This window comes from Paenibacillus xinjiangensis (genome assembly GCF_059686975.1).
Map to the genome: position 1 here is coordinate 166,428 of NZ_JCAALS010000007.1, position 24,144 is coordinate 190,571.

At 38.1% G+C, this 24,144-nt stretch carries 20 protein-coding genes; 3 read left to right on the forward strand and 17 right to left on the reverse strand.

The annotated features are described in order from the left end of the window. Positions 1–276 precede the first annotated feature (276 nt). Positions 277–603: a paeninodin family lasso peptide gene (locus AC6ESP_RS09535; RefSeq protein ID WP_497096478.1), complete on the forward strand. Its 327-nt coding sequence runs from the start codon at positions 277–279 to the stop codon at positions 601–603. 70 nt (positions 604–673) lie between these two features. Here the strand turns inward: AC6ESP_RS09535 and AC6ESP_RS09540 are convergent, their stop codons facing one another. From AC6ESP_RS09540 to AC6ESP_RS09570, 7 genes are all read right to left on the reverse strand, one after another. Beyond that, entirely contained in the window at positions 674–2,479 is a 1,806-nt protein-coding gene (locus AC6ESP_RS09540) for an ABC transporter ATP-binding protein (RefSeq protein WP_497096479.1), read from the reverse strand. A gap of 162 nt (positions 2,480–2,641) precedes the next feature. Then, positions 2,642–4,447 (reverse strand): ABC transporter ATP-binding protein, encoded by a 1,806-nt coding sequence (locus AC6ESP_RS09545; RefSeq protein ID WP_497096480.1) that lies wholly within the window; start codon positions 4,445–4,447, stop codon positions 2,642–2,644. Beyond that, entirely contained in the window at positions 4,444–4,878 is a 435-nt protein-coding gene (locus tag AC6ESP_RS09550; protein WP_497096526.1) for a lasso peptide biosynthesis B2 protein, read from the reverse strand. The genes AC6ESP_RS09545 and AC6ESP_RS09550 overlap by 4 nt, the downstream gene beginning before the upstream one ends. A gap of 65 nt (positions 4,879–4,943) precedes the next feature. Next, the gene (locus tag AC6ESP_RS09555) at positions 4,944–5,234 is read right to left on the reverse strand and encodes a lasso peptide biosynthesis PqqD family chaperone (RefSeq protein WP_497096481.1); all 291 of its coding nucleotides are present in this window, start codon (positions 5,232–5,234) and stop codon (positions 4,944–4,946) included. Continuing rightward, complete coding sequence (locus AC6ESP_RS09560; protein ID WP_497096482.1) at positions 5,224–6,174, reverse strand: aldolase; 951 nt, start codon at positions 6,172–6,174, stop codon at positions 5,224–5,226. The genes AC6ESP_RS09555 and AC6ESP_RS09560 overlap by 11 nt, the downstream gene beginning before the upstream one ends. Before the next feature lie 85 nt (positions 6,175–6,259). After that, entirely contained in the window at positions 6,260–6,427 is a 168-nt protein-coding gene (locus tag AC6ESP_RS09565) for a paeninodin family lasso peptide (RefSeq protein ID WP_497096483.1), read from the reverse strand. A 21-nt stretch (positions 6,428–6,448) separates the two neighbouring features. Further along, positions 6,449–8,389 carry an asparagine synthase-related protein gene (locus tag AC6ESP_RS09570; protein WP_497096484.1) on the reverse strand — a complete coding sequence of 647 codons (1,941 nt, stop codon included), beginning with the start codon at positions 8,387–8,389 and terminating at the stop codon, positions 6,449–6,451. A 566-nt stretch (positions 8,390–8,955) separates the two neighbouring features. Here AC6ESP_RS09570 and AC6ESP_RS09575 point away from each other — a divergent pair. Beyond that, complete coding sequence (locus AC6ESP_RS09575; RefSeq protein WP_497096527.1) at positions 8,956–9,060, forward strand: glycosyl hydrolase family 28-related protein; 105 nt, start codon at positions 8,956–8,958, stop codon at positions 9,058–9,060. A gap of 55 nt (positions 9,061–9,115) precedes the next feature. After that, the gene (locus AC6ESP_RS09580; RefSeq protein WP_497096485.1) at positions 9,116–10,708 is read left to right on the forward strand and encodes a hypothetical protein; all 1,593 of its coding nucleotides are present in this window, start codon (positions 9,116–9,118) and stop codon (positions 10,706–10,708) included. Between the two features lie 1,110 nt (positions 10,709–11,818). Here the strand turns inward: AC6ESP_RS09580 and AC6ESP_RS09585 are convergent. The 10 genes from AC6ESP_RS09585 to AC6ESP_RS09630 form a co-directional block, all read right to left on the reverse strand. Continuing rightward, positions 11,819–13,156 carry an O-antigen ligase family protein gene (locus AC6ESP_RS09585; protein WP_497096486.1) on the reverse strand — a complete coding sequence of 446 codons (1,338 nt, stop codon included), beginning with the start codon at positions 13,154–13,156 and terminating at the stop codon, positions 11,819–11,821. Between the two features lie 154 nt (positions 13,157–13,310). Next, positions 13,311–14,465, reverse strand: coding sequence for a nucleotidyltransferase domain-containing protein (locus tag AC6ESP_RS09590; RefSeq protein ID WP_497096487.1), 1,155 nt, complete (start codon positions 14,463–14,465; stop codon positions 13,311–13,313). Between the two features lie 27 nt (positions 14,466–14,492). Next, positions 14,493–15,830 (reverse strand): UDP-glucose dehydrogenase family protein, encoded by a 1,338-nt coding sequence (locus AC6ESP_RS09595; protein WP_497096488.1) that lies wholly within the window; start codon positions 15,828–15,830, stop codon positions 14,493–14,495. A gap of 39 nt (positions 15,831–15,869) precedes the next feature. Next, positions 15,870–16,967: a hypothetical protein gene (locus AC6ESP_RS09600; protein ID WP_497096489.1), complete on the reverse strand. Its 1,098-nt coding sequence runs from the start codon at positions 16,965–16,967 to the stop codon at positions 15,870–15,872. Positions 16,968–16,982: 15 nt separating this feature from the next. Then, positions 16,983–18,362, reverse strand: a complete 1,380-nt coding sequence (locus AC6ESP_RS09605; RefSeq protein WP_497096490.1) for a sugar phosphate nucleotidyltransferase — start codon at positions 18,360–18,362, stop codon at positions 16,983–16,985. A gap of 15 nt (positions 18,363–18,377) precedes the next feature. Then, on the reverse strand, positions 18,378–19,187 hold the full coding sequence (locus AC6ESP_RS09610) for a WecB/TagA/CpsF family glycosyltransferase (protein ID WP_497096491.1): 810 nt from the start codon (positions 19,185–19,187) through the stop codon (positions 18,378–18,380). Then, entirely contained in the window at positions 19,162–20,370 is a 1,209-nt protein-coding gene (locus AC6ESP_RS09615; RefSeq protein ID WP_497096492.1) for a glycosyltransferase, read from the reverse strand. The genes AC6ESP_RS09610 and AC6ESP_RS09615 overlap by 26 nt, the downstream gene beginning before the upstream one ends. Next, entirely contained in the window at positions 20,345–21,511 is a 1,167-nt protein-coding gene (locus AC6ESP_RS09620; protein WP_497096493.1) for a glycosyltransferase, read from the reverse strand. The genes AC6ESP_RS09615 and AC6ESP_RS09620 overlap by 26 nt, the downstream gene beginning before the upstream one ends. Before the next feature lie 61 nt (positions 21,512–21,572). Then, a complete protein-coding gene (locus AC6ESP_RS09625; protein WP_497096494.1) occupies positions 21,573–22,814 on the reverse strand; it encodes a hypothetical protein in 1,242 nt (413 codons plus the stop codon). Next, a complete protein-coding gene (locus AC6ESP_RS09630; protein ID WP_497096495.1) occupies positions 22,801–24,144 on the reverse strand; it encodes a flippase in 1,344 nt (447 codons plus the stop codon). Before AC6ESP_RS09630 ends, AC6ESP_RS09625 begins: the two co-directional genes overlap by 14 nt.

The following is a 24,144-nucleotide window of genomic DNA, read 5'->3' on the forward strand; positions in this document are numbered from 1 at the left end:
ATGGGGTGTTGTGTCGTCAATAAAAAACATAAGTTATTGGAATTAAAAATACTGATCTCGCCGTGTAATTAAGGCCTCAACCCCCAAAAAAAATGCAAGAAAAAAATGTGAATAAAAACCTAAAATAGATGGTTACAAACTGTATCATTGGTGCTATACTACTATCAATAAGTAGTACAAAAGACTTCATTAATTAATAGAAATCCCGATTACACTAATAAAATGATGAAGTCTAGTACTACTTATTGAAACACAATTGCTATACAATATGTAACAATGAGTGGTTTCGTTCAAATTGGAAGCGCTTTTATTATGATATGTGAAAGCGCTTCACAAAAAAAGGAGGAAAGACAAATGTCTAACAAGAAAAAAGAATGGCAAAATCTTTCTTTGGAAATCCTTGATGTTAAAATGACGATGGCACGCGGCGGTGGCGGCGGCGGTGGTGGTGGCGGTTGGCCCGGCGGTGGTGGCGGCGGCGGTTGGCCCGGCGGTGGTGGTGGCGGCGGTTGGCCCGGCGGTGGCGGCGGCGGCGGTTGGCCCGGCGGTGGTGGCGGCGGTGGCGGTTGGCCCGGTGGTGGTGGCGATCCAACTGATTCCTAGTCTGAATTGTACTTATTGAAAACAATCGCCCCTAGAATGGCCTATCGGCATTCTAGGGGCGATTTAATTACTATTGAACTTGAAACTCAGTTTGATATAAAAGAAGCTTGCGGAACGTTCCGCGTGTTTCCTGTGAAAGTTGATAATACCCTCCTTGCTGCACGATTTCACCCTTGTCTAACACGATTACCTGATCTGCATTACGGATAGTAGACAGTCTATGCGCAATTACAATAATCGTCATTGTACCCTTTAATCTATCCAAAGCCTCCTTAATCCTGTGCTCATTCTCACTATCCAGAGCGCTGGTTGCTTCATCAAGAACAAGCAGAGATGGCCTCCTCAGAATGGCACGTGCCAGAACAATTCGTTGTCTCTCCCCGCCTGATAATCGAATGCCTCTATCCCCAATCATGGTATCCAGCTTCTGGGGAAGCTTACTTACGAAATCATCTGATGCTGAGAACCTCAGTGCTTCCCATAGCTGTTCCTCTGTCGCATGAGGATCTACCATTCTCAGATTATCCCGTAAGGTCCCATTGAATAGGAAGGGGTCCTGAGCGACATACCCGATAGAGGATCTTAGAGCAGTAATTTCTTCACTACTTAGCGGCTTATTATCGATCAAGACCTCTCCCCTGTCTGGTTCTATCAACCCCATTAAGATATCCAGAAGCGTACTCTTTCCTGCACCCGATTTGCCTACAATAGCTGTCATCTTATTCGAAGGGATCTCAAGATTTATATTTGTAAGCGCATACGAAGATTGAGTACGGTCATAACGATAATATACATCCCGGCACTCTAGGCCAAGCTTCATAGGATCTGAAGAACGGAGAGGAATTTCTCTACTAATCGAGTGATCTTCATTAGCAGCACATTCCCGTTGCAGGTCATATACGATTTTGAAAGAAGGATAACTCGTCATGAACTGCTCCAAGCTTGATTGAATTCCCATGAACCTCGGCCATAATCTTGAAAAAATAAGAACGATCAGAATCAGCTGCTCCGGACTTACCTTCAACCAGCCTATTGCTATATATATGAAGAAAACAACCAATACGGCAGATACCGTCTTGTATAAAAGCTGGGAATAGCTGTTCACACGAACGAATTGAATATAGTTTGTCTCCATCTTCGTACATAAATTGTAGAACCATTGAATATGGGAATGCTCAAGCCGATTGCTCTTAATATCTTTCATTCCATTGAAATGGTCTGTTAATCCAGCAAAAAAACTCTGAGACAACTCATTAGCTGTTGCCCCTAGCTCGCGTGACTTATTCATATAGCGGCGGGAGAATAGCATAAGAAATAATCCAGTAAATAGAATAATAACCGTCATCTCGACGGAAAGCCATAAGGCGAATACAATCTGAATCACTGTGAATACGAGGGTTGTGCTTAGTCCAATAAGGAGACCAACACCCTGGCTTACTTTGTTTAATTGCGTGGATAATATTTCGTTGAAGTCTGATTTTCTTTTGCCGAGGAAGAATGACCATTGTGATTGCATTAAAGCTCTGTAGGTTTCTTTTCTTAAATCCTGAATGTAGCCCTGCTGAAGCTTCGTGCTCATGATAGCTTGAGTTCTCTGCAGTAATGCTTGCCCAATAATAAGCATCAGATAGATAAGAAGAACGATTGGTAAATTTAATTGGAGCGACGACTTATCGAGCCTCTCCAGCAGACCAGATACGACAGGAATGTTATCCATAGTAAAATCTAAAACACCAATAACGCCCAGAAGAGGAATAAGGAGATAAATGCTTATTACTTCGATAAAACTAATACACAGCATAGAAATAAAGTTAACGTACAAGCGAAAGCCTGCTGTAAGATGGAGTCTCTTTAGGAAATAAAATAAGTCCGACATGGAACAGCCTCCCTAAGCACTATGTTACAATATGTATCAATTATAGCATGACTATGGGAGTAGTCACAATGTCTTAGTTAGGGGAAATTAGTGTATTACCTAACATTAAACTTCTCTCAACATAAAATAAGCGCTCACCTCCAATGGAAGTGAGCGCTTATTTCATGAAGTGACTCCTGCCTGGAACTCCAGTAGCTTCTTGAACGTACCTCTTGTTTCTCTTGAGAGCTGCTGATACCCGCCCTGTTGAATAATTCTCCCGTCCTCTAGAACGACAACTTGATCAGCATTACGAATCGTAGACAGCCTATGGGCAATGATTATTATGGTTAAGTGTCCTTTTAGCGATGTTAATGCATCCTGTATTTTACTTTCGTTCTCACTGTCCAATGCACTGGTAGCCTCATCTAATACCAGTATGGACGGCTTCCTAAGAATGGCTCTCGCCAATACAATGCGTTGCCGCTCGCCTCCAGACAGTCTGACTCCTCGATCTCCAAGTACAGTATCAAGTCCTTGCGGAAGATTACGGACGAATTGAGCTGATGCTGAGAACTCCAGAGCTTCCCACAGCTCTTGTTCTGCAGCATCAGGTGCAACTAGCAGCAGGTTGTCACGAATTGACCCATTAAAGAGAAATGGCTCTTGGGGAACATAACTGACAGATTCTCTTAGAGACAAAATGTTCTGATTCGTTAATGGTACTCCATCCAGTAGAACCTGGCCTTCGTCTGGTAAGATAAGACCCGTTAATATATCAATTAAAGTGCTTTTACCCGCACCTGATTTTCCTACAATAGCAGTCATACTGTTTGCTGGAATATGTAATTGAATGTTCGATAGTGCATAAGAAGAGCCTTCACTATCATATTTGAAATACATGTCCTGGCATTCAATAGAATCTTTGATTACAGCCGGTTGTACAGTGATATGTCTTTTCTCCTGCAGCGTTAATTCTTTATTATTCTCGCAATCTTTAAGAACATTAGTGATATTCAAATAGGCAGGTACTGTCTGAATAAGCTGCTCCATGACGCTCTGCATCATTGTAAATTTAGGCCATAAGCGAGAAAAAACAAGGATGATAAGCATAAGAGCTTCCGGCTTCACCTCAAGAATAACATAAGAAAAATAAATAAATAGACCGATGATAATAGCCGAAGCAGCTTTGTACAATAATTGACTCGTTGATTGTAGTCTTACAAACTCCACATTATTATCTTCCATACGACGTGAGAGTGAACGGAGCCATGAGAGATGGGGAACTTCGAGCCTGTTGCTCTTGATTTCTTTTATACCATTAAATTGATCAATTATGCCTGCAATGTAGCTTTGTGATAAATTTGTTGATTCATTCCCGATTGTGCGTGCTGCTCTACGAAACTTGCGAGATATGAAAACTAATAACAATCCGCATACAAGAACGATTCCCGTCAACAATGGAGACAGCCAAAAGGCGAGCCCAATCTGTACGAGCATGAACACAAGTGTCGTTACAACACGTAAAGACAATTGTGTACCTTGGTTGACTCGAGCGAGCTCAGAAGATAATAAGTGATTAATATCCGATTTTCTTTTTCGCAGAAAAAATCTCCAGTTAGTTTGCAACAGGGTTTGGTAAATTTCCAATCGTAAATGGCTAACGAAACCTTGCAGAATAATCATTCCTTGCACAACCTGTAACCGTTGCAGCAGTGCCTGACCGATCATTAATACAATGAATAATCCTAATATAATAGCCAAGCTTACATTAATAGAAATACCTTGCATGAGCTCTACTACTTGTGGTATTAATGGAAGATCAATTGAACTCAGTGGAAATAAACCTACGAGCCCAAGCAATGGTACCAGCATCAATAGACTTATACTGTCAAGCAAGCTGATAAAGATCATCCCGATTATGGTAACGTACAGTTTCAATCCCGCATACCGATGCAGCTTACTCAAATAATTAACAATATATTTCATAAGCTCACCCTTTTCAATTGCTGCCTAGCTGTTGCCTGTTTACCGAAAATCGCGACGACTGCGAATTTCTCTCTACCTTCTGCACCAGTAAGGATCATTGGCCCACTGCGAAGCCAAGCATGGGCAATAAAAGAGCCGTGTTCATCCTTTGCTGTCCCCAAATACATGGTGCATTCAATTCCCCTTCTACTAAGCATCCTCATGCCGGCAATTGCCTTCACTAGACATTGACTCTCCCAAAATGTATATTTGCTCATCGTATGAATAACTCGTGATACCTGCTTAAGTGTTCTTACCTGAGAGGGATCTAACTCATACGTCGTTTCATTCATAGATATTCCTAAGGTAGGAGCGAGCTTAGCAAAAGGAATTTGCTTCAGAATTCGTGCCCAACCTAGATAGACATAAGCCTCCAATAATAGAAGCTTCATGCCAATTGGCAATTGCAGCAATCGGTACGCTTTAGTCCACACGGCTGTCTTCCTTTCTAAGCCTCTTACTCGCTTAATGTAATAATTCCTTGTTCATAGAGCTGGTGGAGGAATGACTGTACTTGTTCCTCACACGTCTTACGTTCAATTTCATACTCATTCAAAAGGGTTTCTACAATATGTTGACCCGATACAGGATCAGCTACAATATCCCATATTCTTCCGCCAACTGTACCGAGATTATAATAGGTCCCTTTGCTTATATTTAACATAACCTTCTCTTCATCCATATTAGTAACAAGATGACCTTCCGTTTGTACGAAGGATTTATCCAGAAGCTGTAGCTCAATAGACATGCTGCGTATCTCCTTTTTCAATGGAATTTAAGATATGCTCTACTAAATCATATGCAGAAAACCATGATTCCGGCCGTTGAAGCTGAATCATATTAATCTGTCCAGCGATACTGCCAATAGAACTGAAGTGCCATTGATTCATTCCGAGATAAGGAATAAAGTAATTGCGGTAAGTGTGATGGAGCAAGGCGGGGAGGCGTTCAAGCTTATTCAAGCTTCTGATTTGGACACTAGAGCTATCTGTTTTCATAAGCTCGAATATTCCACCAAGAGGAATAGCCTCAGATCGGAACTGTAACTGCACAGGAATTGCGAATTTCGTGTATTCATTCGTAAGAGGAGAATAGTCATTGTTCTTAAGACCTAACTGATCGAGGCTTTGCTGCCATAACTTCTGCTGAGGATAAGATGGTATAACGAGAGGCTTATTCTCTTCATCCCAAGTGACTGCAATGATGTCATCTGTCAGCAATCGATACCCTTTTTCCAGGAAAACAGCTGCAGTCGTTGATTTGCCTGCTCCTGAGTCACCTACGAATGCGTATGCCTTGCCGTCAATAACAACTGCGCTTCCGTGGAGCGGGAGCAAGTTCCTCTGCAGCAGCAGTGCACCCACACAAGACCCTAACAAATAAAGACGAATTCGAGCTTCATCACTTTCAGGTAAAGGCGAGATTGTGATTCTACTGCCTCCCTGCACACAGAAGATTGCTGCACCCGGTATTTGGATATACATCCTTTCCTCTTTGACTGAGAATCGGAAACCCTCTTCTACGATACCATGCTCGGAAGCAGGCATATAGCCATATTGGATGAGCACATCTGCTGTACCCTCTGTCGTATGTACCGCCTCGATCAGTTCTGGCAGAGGGATCTCACTGCACCATTTCATACCAAATGCTACATAACTTTTCTTCGATATCCCAATAATTGCTTTCACCCCCACAGCACTCATGAATAAAATGGAGCCCTTATACACCTTAATCTGCGTATAAGGGCACAGTAAGCAATTAATTATCTAGTAATTAAGATGGCTCACCAGGCAACGGACCGCCGATTGGGAAGTCAGTATTCCAGTCATTGATGTCAAGATCGCCTTTTTTAACCCAGTCTAAGTATTTTGTTCCGTTTCCAGCCATTGTCTCACTAACAGCCAATTTCTCTAGAACAGGAGCTTGCCATTGTTTTTTCATTTTTCTCACCTCCTCTCATAGCTATAAATGAATTGTTTTATTAATAAATCTGCATGCCACAAGACTGTGAAGTAAATATCTCGTATCTTCCTTCATCGCATCCGCTGGGTTTGGACGAGAGCCAATCTTTCGAAGCAAAGCTTTTATTTGCTCGACATTCATGTATCCCGCAATTGCCGAATCATTGCAATAATGCTCCAATTCTTCCGTCAGAGCTCCCCAAGCAGGAATCGATCTATGAAGCCAATCCGCCCCCTGAATACCCCGAATTCGTTGATTCAACCGTACACGGTCTGGCAAGTAATTGGCCGTCGATCTTCGAATCAGAGATCTGTCGTATCCATTCTGTACATATTGCTCGATAGGAACAGAGAGACAAAAGTTAACTACCCTTGGGTCACATGTCGGATCTCTTTCCCATACCCCATACTGGAGAGAAAACTTAGTTCTCTGTGTTCCCCCAACATTAAGCCATGATTGTTTTTGAAAATGATCTAGCCTCGATTGATATATGTCACTTTTGGGTTCATCATTCCACGAAATGTGATGACTCTTCAGTCTTTCATATACTTTGGTTCGTTCCGCAAATTCAGAGTTAATTAAAGATAAGGCTTCCTCAGCTTGTTCTCCTCGTGATGCAAGGCTGGGGAAAGTCTGTTGCATAATTACTCGCAATAGCAGCTTGCGTCTTACCCCTTTGCGTCTAGCGAATAACTTGGTCTCCTGATAGAAACGCCGCCATTGCAGCCTTTTTAATAATATGGAATAGTAGCCTATCGCAGGTCCCCATGAGATGGAATGATTCCCCATAGCCCCCGTCATTAATACTCCTATACCATCTTGGCGAGAGCGCTCATACATACCCTTAATCCAGAATGAATTTTCGACTGACTTAAAGGGCATTTCGAGCACTTTCAACCATTCATCCATACTCTCAACCGGATTTTTCCCGAGGAAATCCAGATAGTTGGCGTTAATATTTCCTATATGATTCACTGCCTCTTTGATAAAAGGGCTTTCATCTGCTAGTATTCGATTTGATGTCCAGTCATGAAAGTCACTAGTAGGTATATAGCTGTACGTATGAAGTACCTTATTCTGTTTTTCGAGTTCTCTCGAAGCGAAGCTCACAACAGCGCCTGAATCTAATCCCCCGCTAAGAGTAGAGCCTACTTGTCGAAACGTTCGAGTTCTAGCTTTAACTGCTTCTCCGAATACCGCTTGAAATGCCTCTTCGTACTCTCCATTGGACTTCAATTTTATTGGATCAGCATCACCAATTTGTTGATATTGATGCAGAAGAATTCTACCATCCTTCACAATAAAGGAATGTGCCGGCAAAATTTGAAGAATGCCTTCGTATGCCGTCGATTGCGTATCCGTCTCATCATGCACCATTGGTAAAGCTAGAAATTCTGATAGCCATTGGTCATTTATTTTTTTGATAACACCAGGCAATGTGAATAATGGCTCAATGACCGTACAAAATGCGAACCGCTGCTCATTCATCGTGTAATACAATGTCCGATTACCGAAAATATCACAAGCTCCATACAGCAGCTGCTCTTTCTCATCCCAAATGACGAACGCATATTCACCAATCAAATACTGAGGTGCAGCCTTACCCCATTTGCGATAAGCTAGTAGAATAAGCTCGCTATCCGTAATTGTTCCCCACCGATCACGGCCAATCTGGAGTCTTTCAAAAAGCTCTTCACGATTATCTATGATGGCATCTGCTGCAATAGCGAGTTGTCTTAGTTCATCATAGAACGGGTTCTGTTCATTCACCGACTCTGGGGTCATCCATTGAGCATGACATCCGAGAAAAACAGATTCATCAGAGCTGCTCCAGGTCTGAACATCGTCTGAAGGAAATAGGCTTAATGCCTCCATTAAATATAGCCCTTTACAATTCAACACTTGGTCTGTAAGTTCGACAATACCTGTAATTGCGCTCATGGCGTCCTCCATTCCAAGTGCGAGAAGTAGTTATAATTAACTATAAAATATGCTACGTTATGTATCAATTATAGCATGGATTAGAAATATTTCAACCTTTTATTTACAAAAAACTCCCTCTTTTTGCTATAGACGAAACTTATTGTATCATCACACTGGAACTAATATCTTGGTCCATCAGTCTTATATGCTTTAAATACAAGAATTCAAAAAATCCTGAAATCACTTCGTATGAAAATATTAATTTCATTAATCATTTAATTTCTCTCTAAAGCATCAACTATATCAGGATCAAAAACAGTATATGGCTGAATATATTAGATATAGAAGCAGCCAGTTCCATAATAGTATCAGCCTTAATTGTTATTATTCTGTTGAAATTTGGATCCCCTATAACCATTTCGAGGAGGTTAACTATCGCTTGTCATATTATTTAATTTTCAGGAGGTTGGTATAAGGACATGTCCAGTAATAAAACCGAAAATATGAAGATGAACAAATGGACTGATAATGATATAGTCCTTCAGCAGGAGCTAAATCAGAATTTCGAAGCATTAGACAAAGAAATGCGAGACAGAGGGGTTAATGTTAAATGGAAAGGAGCCAAAGGTGACGGAGTGACCGACGACACTTCCGCTATCAACGAAGCAATAAGCAATAGGAAGTATTGAAGGTGGCGTTGTTTTTTTTCCAACAGGAAAATACAAAATCAGTTCCCCAATATTAATGAAATGTGGAATTATTTTAAGAGGATCTGCAACAGTAGACAATATTAATGGTTCTACAATTTTTCTAGCTGACAATTCCAATTGCTCCATGCTGAAAACCCCCCGCGTCGATGGTGGAAGCTCTATCTATGCTACACATTACATGGCAATTGAAAACTTAGTTTTTGATGGAAATGGAGGCGGACAAACTTCTGAAAATATAGCAGTCATGTTCTGGGGTGCTTACGTTGGTAGTTATCTAAAACACGTATTCATTTATAATACGAAAGGCCCAGGGCTTTCTTTCAGATATGGTCTTGATGTATTTCTAGAGGATATTTGGCTAAGCTTTCAAATCACCGATGGATATGCTATAGAATTCAATAAGGATTCAACGAGTGGGCAAGACGGTCTTGTTAATATTAAGAATCTTTATGTCGAGAATACGATCCCGTTCGCAGTTGGAAGTAAAGCTAACTGGAATTCACGTGTAGATCAGACCCAACGAGGAAAAGGAATTCTTATTAATCGTGTAGCTAATTTGCAAATCGATAAAATCCACATGGAGGCTTTGGCTTATGGTATAGATATTGCAAGTTCTCATATCGTACACATTGGTCAAGTATCCTGCGCGCATATGGGGAATTCTCTATTGACTGATTCGGCGTATTTCCGTTACTTGGATACAGGAACAAGGGTATTTTATCTTGGGCACTCCAATGGGTATAATTCAGCTTCTGGCTTTTCAATTTTCAAGAAAAAATCTGGTCTAAACGCTGATCATTTGCCGGATATTTCTACTACAATAGGATTTATTGGAGAACTCTTGCTTATTGGGAGTCAGAACGATACTAAAGCATTAAGCGGCAACAGAGAATATATTAATAAAGCATCTGTCCGTCGGTTTGGAAGCCTAACTGAACCTGGTTGGCGTGTCTATCCTAGCGAAAACAAGGAGTCATACGTTGATTTTTATGCAAGTGAAGAATACTTTGGTCTGGCATCCACTTTAAATCAATCAGGCCGGAAGAAATTTTTACAATTCCATTCAAAAGGGACGTCAGAGGATCGAGTTGAAGTCAATGACCCCATACAGTTACCTGTTCGAAATAGTAACAAAGATCAGCTAGAGAATTGGTTATTGTATATACTGTCCGGGCGACCAGTTATAACATACGATGGCGAATCTCATAATATTGCTTCAATAGTTGAGGGAGATGGGCCTCCTGCCATTAATCCAAGGTATATAGGCCAGATATATATCGACTTTACAAACCGTGGAATCTATATAGCAACGGGTACTGGCAATGTAAAAGAATGGAAAAGATTGTATGGAGAAGTCCGTTCAGGCAACATTCCACCACCAAACCTTCCAGAATATGTAGGTCAACTTTGGACGGATGCAGTCAGTAAGAAATCGTGGATTGCTACAGGGATTGGGAATATGAATGAATGGCGACAGTTTGTAGGTCAGAATATTACTGGTTCTGGAGCACCAACAACTGCTCCGAATTTTACAGGTCAACAGTATGTTGATACTACCAATAAGGTGATTTATATTTCAACAGGAACATCGAGTATTGGAGAATGGCGAAAACTTGCCACCACTTAAAATTCATTGGAATTCACTATACTTGCTCGAACGATATTGCAACAAAAATCGCCTTGGAGCATAAATGCATGAGATAGCTGCGGTGAAAGCGTATGTTGAATGATTTCCTCGAATCTCCTGTACGCTTTCCACCACATAAGCAAGACAATGATGCATGTACTCGATACGATTAGCTTAAATGCTGAACTATATTGATCTATTTTATCCAGTAGCTTTGTGGATTTTCCCGGTGTAGCTTTTGAAAAAATAAACACTCTGAATGTATTACTTTCTCATAATCATTTTCTGTAAATATTTTTATTCAATCATATTCGGAATAATGTAAATTTATCCAGTTAACAAGATATCTCTTTTCAGGCTCAGGTTCTTTTGCCGAAGTGTTTGTTGAAAAAGGAGAGTTAAAGATTATCGATTAAAAATAGGTCTCATCCGGTCCAAAAACATACTTAAAGTAGTTATTGAATTTTTTTTGTGATTTTGCAAAATTTAATATATTGCACATATTCATCTGTAATTGCCCACTGCGCACTTCCCCAATATATGTCGAATCGAGCGCTATCATAGATGTATCCCTTTCTTAATTTTAATGGAACTAAAGCATTGAATTTATTTATTGATCCTTGAATAAATTATTATTTTTGAAAAACCAAAAACATTCGTATTTCCTTGTATGGTTCTTATCCTTGGAGCCTGTAATTTTACAAGCCCTTATAAACTCTATTAGAGAATTCACTTCAAAAAAATTAATGTTTTCACTATAAGGAACAACCTGATAGTCCAAGTCTTTAAGTAAAACATATCTATCGTAATTGCTATTCTACCTTTCATTAACGCTAAAGTGGCTTCAACTGAACTGTATGCTGCCCAACTTATAGCAACCCCTTTTTCAACAAAGAAAATGGATTTATTAGTTGATAGCTGATGTTTAAAAGGTATAATATCCGTTTTTTATCGATATGAATATAGACGTCGGCGTTATCAGTTTCACTTATTTTATTGGCTAATCGCGCTATATGATGGGGATCTATATGAGCTAATATTAAATATGCAATTCTAATGATATAACCCTCCTAAATAATCGTATATTGAAACAAACCATAAATTAATACTTTAAATATACTGAGGAATGGTCACAGGAACTTCCTTACTCATAACAACTACCTTCTCTTCAACACTAGCAGTTTGTCTCACAGCGATTAATATTAATAAACCACATAACCCTGCACTTCCAGCACTCAATAAAACATTTTCTGTAGACAGTGCAAGAACCATCCCTAATCCATAGGATATTATTGGAATTACTTTTGTATTTCGTTTTATTAGATGAGTAATACAGCCAATAAGAAACATAAGCCATAGTGTCATTCCAAATATTCCGAACTCATAAATTATTCTTAACCATTCGTTGTGTGCCACACGATTCGCATCGATTACCTCCCCATTAAATTGATATGGATAATATAGTCTTCCGACATACTCTGAAGTAGATGTGCCATGTCCAAAGTATAGCTCAGTAGGAGAACTATTTTTTATTTCACGAATCATCCCTGCATTCATAACTTCACGAAATCCAATTGTACCACTGCTTTCTTCCTCATCGTCAATTAAAGCATACAGCCCCGCAAACAACCGACTTGACTCTTCAAGTTTCTCCTTATGTTCCATTACGTAATTGTAGGATAAGAAAATCCCTCCAATGAATACACCAATAGAAGCACAAACGACTCCCATATGTAATGAACTTACTCTACTGCGAGCCAAGGTATAAATACCTAATACAAGACAGGCCCCCAAAAACCAAGTTCTGCTTCCATTCATTACTAAAAATATCAAAAGAAGAGAACTTAGGGTGATCTTACTTAGTAACGTATATTTATGATTCCATACAACCAAAGCTAATAAACCGACTAAAAAACCTGCATAAGGCTGGGAAGCCATAAAGCCTGTAAATCTGGAATATTGGGAACCATAAGTTTGTTCTACAACATAAGTTTGTATAAATCCTAACGATAAAGTAACAATTATTGTATTTGTAAGAAATCGATTATTCAGTAGGCTGTGTTTACTAGCTTCTTTAAAGATAAGGTAGGTCAAAAATATCCCTACCAAATTGTAGAGAACCTTAATTCCTGCTAACGTATTTCCTGTTTGAGACCACAAAATTGCAATCGATACATAAATAGTAAATGAAATCCATGTAATATATGGAAATTTATTTTTAATGCTGTTTTCTTCTATACGAATATCCGGTAAAGTTTTTTTTCTTAAATTTCTGAATTTCAATAGAATTAGCAAGGGCACAATAATAATTTTGATAATGTTACCAGTACCAGGCATATCAATATTACACATTATAATGTAGGCCAGCATTGAAAATTTCAGTGGTAAACATATAATCACTAGTAGCATTCCATAAAAAATTAAATTGGCAACCATTTGTCCATCCATAGAAAACCTTCCTTTCGCGATCCGCGTACTCAATTAAAAAAATTCGAAAATCAATACTGGAGCTGAGTCTCTTATTACGAATAACAGAAATTGTACCCTAATCGCTTGCATTGATTAGGGTACAATTTCCATACTCATCATCAGCTTCATTCCATCATGCTGACTGTCTCCTCTTACGACCCCAGAGCCATAAGAAAGGCTTCAAAGGTATATATAGAAAATGAAACGGTTGGGCAAGGGGAAGTAAAAAAGCATCTTGCTGGGAAGGTAGAATTCTTGCCAAATAATATTTTATTTTTTGCTTACTAGTTAATGTTGAGAGCAGAAATTTCTTATATTCGTTTTCCACATACATTGGATTACGGTGACTTTCCTTGATACAAATGCAGGCTAGGGATAAAAATTTTTTTAATTTATCATTTATATAAGTAGGTTCAATCGAATCAGGTATGTTTGTTCCTAATAGCTGATGTGCAAGTATGCAAGCTTGTTCAACATAGATTAAACTCTTTTGTTTATTGTAGTCAGAAGTATACACATAATACTGTTGCTGTATTAGGCGGTCAATATCAACCAACCAACGAATTCGAAACCAACCATGTCTGGCGCCATGATCACAGAGATAGAACAACAAATCCATATCGCCCATGCACTGAAATGTTTGGTTCGAAATTAATACTTCATTTCGACGCTGCCAAAGTTGATCGAAAGAATGGGCTTCTCCTAAATTAGGATTCAAACCCCAGTGAACTTCAACCTGCACACCATTCTGTGAATGGACAAAAGATAAGTGATGTGATTTTTTTTTCCAATTGGAGAGAGTACGCTCCTCCTTAGCCACATAACCAAGTTGAATGAGTAAATCTTCCGTTTGTTCAACATCCTCTATACTGACCAACAGATCCAAGTCTTTTGATGTTCTGTGTGACAGATCTCCGTATAGCTGTACGGCAAGTACAGGACCTTTTAGCCAAAGAGAGCGTACTCGGTGTGAAGACATAACTTTACCTATTTTGTTCATTTCACTACTTAAGCGCAGCATTTTAAAGACATTATGATTATAGCGGGAGCATAAATAATTCATAACATGATTTGGAATATCTGTAGCCCCAACTTGTTTCAATTTCATATAGATAAGTGGATAGACCCGATGGTGATTAACAAGTTCTAAAAATAAATTCCAGTCTATCTCAGCAATTTGATTGCTAATTGTCTGTTCTTTGTGCAGAAAATCTTCTCTCAAGAGCAGCAATATAAATGAAAGTTCTTTAGAAATATCATTTTGGCCAATATCAATCGATTTCAACATTGGATAACCTCTTTGTTCTCCAGATTTTTATATGGATAGAATCGGTCTGTTTGCCCTAATGCCATTATTCATACTAGGACGTCCCACCGAATAATATATTAATTGAGTTTCTGCAAGCTCATCTTCACTGTACATGTTACGACCATCTATAAGGTTCGGTTGTCTCAGCCATGATTGAATAACAATCGGAGGAATATCCCTGAATTCCTTCCACTCCGTCAGTACACATAAAGCATCAGCACCTTCAGCTGCTCCTTGTGCATCCATACAATAATCAACATCTTTATGATTAATCATCATTCGGAAATTATCGATCGCTATTGGATCGTAAGCTTTCACTTTGGCTCCCCTTTGCAAGAGAACCGAAATAATATCGTATGCTGGAGCATCCCTTACATCATCCGTCTCCGGCTTGAATGCAAGTCCCCATATTGCAATTGTCTTTCCTTCTAAGTCACCTAAGATTACATCAAGCTTCCGTATAATATTAAATCGTTGATCGCTATTAACTTCCACAACCGATTTCAACAGCTTAAAGTTATAATCCATTTGACCTGCAATTTGAATTAATGCCTGCGTATCCTTCGGAAAGCATGAACCGCCATACCCAATGCCAGCTTTCAAGAAAGAAGAACCTATTCGTTTGTCGTACCCCATTCCAGAAGCAACTTCCGTCACATCTGCTCCAACTTTTTCACATATGTTCGCGATTTCGTTAATGAATGAAATCTTGGTTGCTAGGAATGCGTTGGAAGCATATTTGATCATCTCAGCACTACGAATATCTGTAATTAGAATATTGTCTGTCAATGGTTTATGCAGCTCCATTAACTGAGCTCTCGCCGTTTCTCCTGATGTTCCAATTACAATACGATCCGGATTGAGGGTATCCAGTACGGCAGTTCCCTCACGTAAAAACTCTGGCACGGATGCTACCTCGAACGGGTACAACGAGTGCGCTGCAATAATGGACTGCACTTTCTCATTCGTACCCACAGGCACTGTGCTCTTCGTTACAATGACTTTGAAGCCATTAAGCGATTGACCAATTTCCATTGCTGCTTGCTCAATATAACTTAAATTTGCTTGGCCATTAGGTAATGAAGGAGTTCCTACCGCAATGATAATAATATCGGAATTTTTGACAGCTTCAGATAAATCTGTAGTAAAGATAAGCCTGCCCTTCTCTTTATTATTAAGGATAAGCTGCTGCAAGCCAGGCTCATAGATGGGCACTTCTCCTCGATTTAGGAGTTCAATCTTATCGCTCAATTTATCTACGCATACAACATCATTACCCAGCTCCGAGAAGCAAACCCCCGATACTAGACCAACATACCCTGTTCCAATTACAGCTAGTTTCATCTTACTAACTCCTCTCTCCCTATACCGCGTTATCTGTATTTACTTCACAAGCAATCTTTCTATGAACTCAACAATCGTGCTTATTGGTTCCTTACTATCTTCAACCGATGCAATATAATTCTCTTGATATGCTCGCAATTGAGACAATGTTTCTTCAATGTTTATTTCCTGTAATTCATCCCATGTTGCTAAGTGAAAAGGATAATGGCTGTCCAGCCCATTGATCGTATTCTGGTCCTCATTCATTTGGCCTCTGTTCAGAAGAATTAATGGTTTTCTAAAGGTTATTGCCTCTGCCACTGTTCCCCATCCAGGCTTCGTTATGACAACATCTGCTGCAGCTGCATAATTTTGCGATTCAGTGTACCACTCAGGGATTGCTTGGATATTGCTGCCAGTGACTCTCATATTAGAAGACACGACAAATAAGCATGAATCATCCCTCCACATCTTGAGTGAATCAAGATTACGAGTTTGAATGCTCATACCGATTGCAAAATATATAATTGTTTTTTTTCGATTTGGATTTAACCTTTTAATAATACGATTTACTTCTGCAGTATCAGGCTTACGGCTGTGAAAGCCAACCTGTATCTGGTTACCCCAGCAAGGCTCATTTGCTCCTGCTAGACTAATGAAATGATCCATTTGCGAATAAGCTTGATACAATGGCTCTAATAGTTCTTCTGTAAGCATCCGACCATATGCTGTATACCAAGTGAAGTTGGAAATGCCTACCGAACGCACTCGTGCAATCTTTGCAGCTGCAATCGGAATCGGAGATATATCAGAAATAACCAAGTCCGCCTGCTCTCTTGCTATGAACGCAGCCTCTTTATTAATTTCAGAGGGAAAGGACTTTATATATTCCATATATCTGCTTCGAAACAATGAAATATCTGGCTCGATAGATCCATCTTGAAGCACGTATCCTAAGTCTGATGCACATTTGCGGTAAGATATTATAGCTGGATCCATACCGACTAACGATGCTTGAACAAACGCTAATGTATCGTTTGAACAGATGACTATACGATAGTGACTAGGAAGTTCCTGCAATAAACCACGTATAACAGCAATACTTCTCGTCGCATGGCCATAACCGTAATCCGAAATATAATAACAGATCGTCTTCAATGGTTGAGGAACCCCTTATGCTTTAATACAATGCCGGGAAACTTCATCCCATGTGTTGTATAGTTCAACAACTTGGTTACGTTCTTGCTCTATGCCACTCTGAACAACTATGATCTCTAGCTCTGACAATGCTCTAATGCTGTGCAACGTCTTCATCGGAATATGAAGTACATTCCCAGCTTTCACTTGCATAAAGTTCCCATTCTGAATAAATTCGCCGCTCCCTTTCACGATGGTCCATACTTCCTCCCGATTGGAATGCATACGATAGCTCAAATTTTTCCCTTCATGAACAGCTACACGTTTTGTAGAAACGCATCTCCCGTCCTCATATATTTGATCATCCAGTACTCGGATCCATCCCCACTGTCGCTCCATGTACATTGGCCCTTGATTAAAGTTAATGAAATCCTTAATGCGTGGGCTTGCACTCTTGTCTGTCACTAAGATACCATCGGGACTGGCAGCCACTACGATGTTAGACAAACCTAATATCGATACAGGAATATCGAGCTCATTAATAAGATGGGTATTACCGCAATCTTCACTAATAATGCCTCTACCTATCTGCTTGTTCTGCATTTCTTCTGTTAACGTATTCCAAGTACCTAGGTCTTTCCAGAATCCATTATACGGCAGCACAGCAATTCGCTTAGCCTTCTCAACAACCTCATAATCGAAGCTGATCATGGGCAGTTGATCATACTGCTTTAGCATCTCTTCATATTGTATTGGGAGGCCCTTGCTCTCTAATAGATCAATAAGATAGCCTAGCTTAAATGCAAATACCCCACAATTCCACAACGCCTGCTTACTAATTAAGAGCTCGGCAACCTCTTCTGATGGTTTCTCTCGAAAATGACTTACAGTTTTATATTCGTTTTCCTTCTCGCCAATCTCAAGCATTTCGGAAGGAATAATGTATCCGTATTTGGATGAAGGGTAAGTCGGAGTAACACCGATTAGCGCTAAGTCCGAACCTGATTCATTCAACACATTCTCCAGACATTTCACCGCATCGAAGAAATCACTGGCTACATAAGGATCAACAGGTAGGATAGCTATAGTCTCATTCAACCCTACTCCCTCATGGGAATATAAATAGGTCGCAGTCAAGGCAATTGCTGCGAATGTATCACGACGCTCGGGCTCGACAATAAGAGGCAGATCTTCACTAATTTGACTATGCATCATTTCAATCTGTGATTTGCTTGTTGCAATATAACTGGAATCACTTAATCCGCTAGCCATCAGCTGCCCCCAAACCCGCTGTACCATTGATACCAAGTCACCATTACCATTCTCGAGGACTTTAAGAAACTGTTTCGATCTTGCATCGTTCGATAACGGCCAGAGTCGTTTGCCTGAACCTCCAGATAACAGTACAATTTTCATATTTAACCCCTCCAATTATAAAAAGCCTCCATTAGGAGACTTATTTGTGATAACGCTATTTCTTTTGTTTCGAGTATATGTTCTTAGAAATCGATAAATATAAACCGGATTATTATAGGCATATCGTTTCCAGAGTCTTCTAGGTTCGCTTATTAATCGAAATAACCATTCCAGGCCCATTTTCTGAAAAACTTGCGGTGGTCTCTTTATATTGCCAGTCACAAAATCAAAGGCTGCACCTACACCAATCATAATTCCTTTGATTTTATCTTTTTGTTCATACATCCATAACTCTTGCTTCGGACACCCCAAACTTACAAATATGACATCTGGTTCACTATCGTTTATCATTGTAACTATGCCATCATTCTCTATGCTCGTTAGTTTACGATACGGTGGAGAATAACTGCCTACTATTTCAATCTCACTGTACTGTTCACTTAATGTTTTAGATAGAAGTTCGAGTGTTTGCTCAGAACCACCGTAGAAGAACAGCTTATATTTCTTACTATCAGATAACTCACATAGCTTTAGCATTAAATTCGGACCATCTACACGATTTTGTTGCTCGAAGCCATAAGACCTTAGGGCCCATACTAAAGGCATTCCATCTGGTGTACAGATTCCGGCATGATCCAATGTTTTGGCAAAATCACTATCATTACTTGCCGTAACAATTGAATGTGTATTACAAATACATACATATTGATTTTCTCTCTGCTCAATCCATTTTTCTATCTCTGCCACAGTCTGCTCAAAGGTTAATGCAGTAATATTGGAACTTACAACCCTCGCCATATTATAATTTGATTGCATATTTTTCATTGTTCTCCTCTATGACACTATTATAAATACTGATAAGTGTCTGAAAATTCATCTCTTCGGTATAAGAAGTCTCAAATGTGTTTCTTACATTCTCTCGAAGGAGTTCGTAGTTTTTATAATCTAATGCATTACTAATTACACTTTGAATATGATTTAAATCGTCATGTAAAAAATGAAATCCAGTCTTACCATCACTTACAATCTCCTGTAAAGAACCAATTCTGCTGCATAGAACTGGAGTTCCAACAGAGAATGCTTCTACAATTGTCATCGGGAACCCCTCATACCAAATGGAAGGTACTATTAAATACGCAGCATTTCTCATGTATTCTAATACCTTATTCGATGGTTGATTTCCCAAAAAAACAATGCTTTCACCGGGAAATAATTGAGATAACCGTTCTCTTTCAGGACCCTCACCTATGACTAAGAGCTTGTATTGCTTCTTATCCTCGATTGCTTGCCAGGCTTTCAACAGATTCTGTACACCTTTCTCAACCGATACTCTACCTACGAAGAGAACATATTTATCATCATTAGAGTTTTGAGCAATGGTATGTTTCTTATTGGATATGAAATTCGGTTTAACAACAATTCTTTCTTCACTTATTCCACTTTCAATAAACTTGCTCTTTGCAAATTCTGTAAGTGCAATATACTTACTAACCTTGTTATCCCAAGTCCCTGCTATATTATTCAATGAAATCATAGAAACGACTGGTAACGTTTGTACTCTAGAGTCTCTATAACATCCATTCATTACCGAGTTAATTAATGATCCATGTAAACACTTTTCGCACACTTTATTTTCTCTTAGAAATGTAGCTGCTGGACATATCAACCTATAGTTATGCAGTGTCTGAACAACTGGAATTCTCATATGATGACATGCATAATAAACGGAAGGAGAAATTAAAGGAAAAAAATTATGGACATGAACCACATCAGGTTTCATATCCATAAGTTTTTTCTTTATTTTTTTATATTCAGATCTAGACCAGACAGCATCTACTGCAGTATTTATCTTCCCAACTAATCCCTGATGTTTAATTGAATCATTATGTACGGCATATAATTCTACTTCCATTCCCTTGGATCGTAACAAAGCTTCTTCTTGTGCTACAACGTTATCTTCTCCTCCGCTTTGCTGATAGTAATTATGAATAATTAGCACTCTTCTCATTATGATCTCTCCAATCAATAACTCCGATCTTGTTTAACATTGTATCGGCAATATTATCCCACGTTACATTCGTTATTGTATTGGCCGCTGCTACCATCAAGCTATTTCTAAAGAATTCATCATGTAATACTCTCTCAATTTGCTCAACCCACAGATTTTTATTAAACTGTTCAATTATTATTCCATTGATATTATTCTGGATTAATGTTGATGCTCCGCCATTTACGGAAGAAATAATGGGAACCTGGAAGTTCATGCTTTCCATTAATACCATCCCGAAGATATCATAAGTAGTAGGGAATACCATTACATCGCTTGCTTCATATGCTTGCCAAATAAATTTCTGATCAACCTTTGGAACATATACAATGAATTGTTCCAATTCATTCACAGTAATATAATCCCAGTACTTTTTCTTATCCTTTGCGGTTCCTTCACCAATTAATAATAAAGAAACATCCTTGTTCTTACTGATTATCTCTTTGAACACCTCGAGTAAAAACATAATATTTCTTCTATCCTCTAACACTCCTAGATATAGCAGTACTTTCTTGTCTTTCAATTTCAACAACTCTTCATCCAATACGGGATCTAGTTGCTTCTTTTGGCTTATGTTATCCCGATCGAGACCAACACCCAAGGTATATACCTCCGAGAACCCTTTACTTATGAGATAATTCTTTGCTAGATCAGATTTAACAAAATTATTCTTCATTTTCTTCTTCATCGTAGGCAGACAGATCAAATCATAAATTTTTTGAACGATTTGATTATGATTGTCGTTGTACGGCCCATGATATAATACAAGTTTCTCTGGACATGCCAATGATAATAAATAAGTCATAATCTGATTATATTCTGTCGTTATAATGACATCATACTCGCTTAAGTAATCCTTTTTTAGTATGCTGCTGTAGACGCTGTTGCTTAATATCTTTATCCCTTTCATCCAAATAATTCTCAGTTTATGGTTTTGGAATTGTTCAATTTCTTCAATTATGACTTTTTTATCATCATGATAATAGACAATGTCACAATCAAAACCTTTCTTTATTAATGCTTTTCCAAAACCAATTTCTTGGAGATTATATGAATTTGGATTTACTTTACTGGCGAAATTTCGGATGTATAACGCTCTCATATCATCATCCCAACTGAATTAGAAATAATTACATCTCATTTTAATCAGCGTTACTATTAAATTAAACTACCTGTTCCTGCATATAACTTTGAGATTCATCCTCTGACATTTGCATTTGATAATGGTTATATCCTACAATTTGCTTATATATTATTTTTGATAAAACAGAAATTTTTGTTTCAATTGGTATAAATCTATATTTATATACAGATAGTTTGTTACTACTCTCATGCATCAAAATATCTTGGGCAAAATTCCCCCATCTGTTGAGAGGCATTAAATTAAATGTCATTCCAGCATGTGCAGATGGGAGCAACATGTTCGAACCATGTACACCAATAACAATCTCACTTTGACTGTAGACCTCACAGGTTTGTATCTCGATCTCCTTGTTGAATTGCAAAACACGCTTATCTTCAATCCATTTTGGAAATTGCCCCGACTTCCCGAACCCAATAATAGAATAGACATGATCTGGAATGTGTTTTTTAAGTTTTTTAAATAATTTAATGACTTTCCATCTTTGATAATAAATAATAGGTTTTGTAAGTGTATTGAGCTTTGGAAATTTCTGTATAACCTTTGAAATAAAATAGTTATTAATCCATAGTCGATCCTCCCTCCAGATAAAGGTTATCCTTTTCTCAGAACGAGTCTCTCTATTAAATTGTTGTACTCCAGTAAATTTCTCAATTGCAAATTTATTCGGATGAGAGTACGCATGACTCAAATAAACATTATCAAACCTTTTTATTTCTGATGAAATAACATTGTTAAGATGAGGATAATAATTTCTTGCATCCTTAAATGGTATATTAACTACCCATATTTCAGAAACAAAATCCGGGACCATCCATTCAAGTGGTTTTTGTATAATTACAATAATACCTTTATTAAAATTTTGCTCCTGCTCTCTTTGAGCATTTAACAATTTCAACAAAGAATGGCCATACAAATAATCGATACAGTTCAAAATGATAACATCATCAACTACTTTATTTTTTTTTATTGTGTACTTAACTTCTTGAGGATTAGGATTTATTAACGATTCCATCAATGGCTCACCCAACCATTTTCTAGATCCATTATGACCAAACAGCTCTTTATTTGTTAAATCAACCATGTATGGTGAATATGTTGCATGACCTACTTTCAAATCCTCAATATAATCTCTGTTGCAATCCATACAGTGGCTCTTTATACAGACATGAATTCCTTGCCATATAATTTCATTTTCATTTAATACTCTTTCACAAGAAATGCAGGTTATTTTTTGACTCGTTGCCGGTTTAATTTGAATCATTGATTTCTCCAACTTTCATGTCTTTAAATTTAAACTTATAAAATGACATAATTGAATTAATCATTAAATATAAGTTCTTTCTTATGATTCCTCTGAAGAATAAATCAACCATGAATACTGAAATGGTGAAGGATAGAATAGTAGCAATAATTGATCCGGTAACGCCCATTTGCCTAATAAAATAATAATTAAACAGTATGTTGCTACCTGCCCCGATTAATGATGTAATTACAATATATTTAAATAAGTTTTCATTCGTTATAAATAAACTTTTGGCAACGGAAAAATTCGTGAAAAACAATCGAATAGCAAATAGAGATAACAATGAACCTGCCTCAGCAAAGTCTTCTCCGTACAACCAAATAACAAGTATATTCGACATTAAGAATACCGGCACTGCAGTAATTAGGAATATAATGAACATTAGTCTGTAGATAGTTCTTAGTGTTTCTCTGTACTTAGCTTCACTTTCCATTTTTGATCTTGTAATGATTGGCGCAAATGCCGAACTAATAACAACAGGGATAAAACCAAGCACTTCAATTAACCGTAATGCTACTGAGTATTGTCCTACTGCAGCATCTCCAAGCATTTCCCCAATCATAATCTGGTCAATTCTAGCCTGAATGTAGATTGCTGATGAAGAAATGATTATCATCCAACTATTACTCATTATTTCTTTAGCTGTGCTAAATTTAAATTTCCATAATCTAATACTTTGACTCTGTTTCTTATAGAAATATATCAACAATATACTTCCAATCAGAAATTCAACATACGAAATTACAGCAATATATAATATTGGCGTACCATTTAGCAACAGAATTATTTTCAAAACACTACTAGTTATAAAAGCTGTGTTTTTTGAAATTACAGTAAATTTTTGTAACATTTGTGACCTAAACCAATAATCAATAACATCAAATAGCTGAAATATAGACGCTGTCGCAAGTATTAAGTTAATAAGCCTAACAGTTGAATCTTCAGGACGAACAATACCGATAAATAATATAGACAGCACTATCGCTAAAGTTGTCCCAAGTAATTTAAGTACTATTACGGTACCCAAGATGTCTTTTTTTAAAGGATTTCTTACTATATCCCTAACTACAATAGAATCAAATCCTAGAGTTGTTAGTATTAGAAACATACCAAAGAATGACTCAGCATAATTCCATTTTCCAAAGTCCTCAGGACCAAGCATACGTGCCATTAGTACATTTACTGTTAAGCCGAGAAACATTCGAATAACTTTATCACCAAACAACCAAGAAATATTTAAGAGCAGACTTTTTTTTCCAATTTGTACTTGAGAAATGTTTTGTGACAT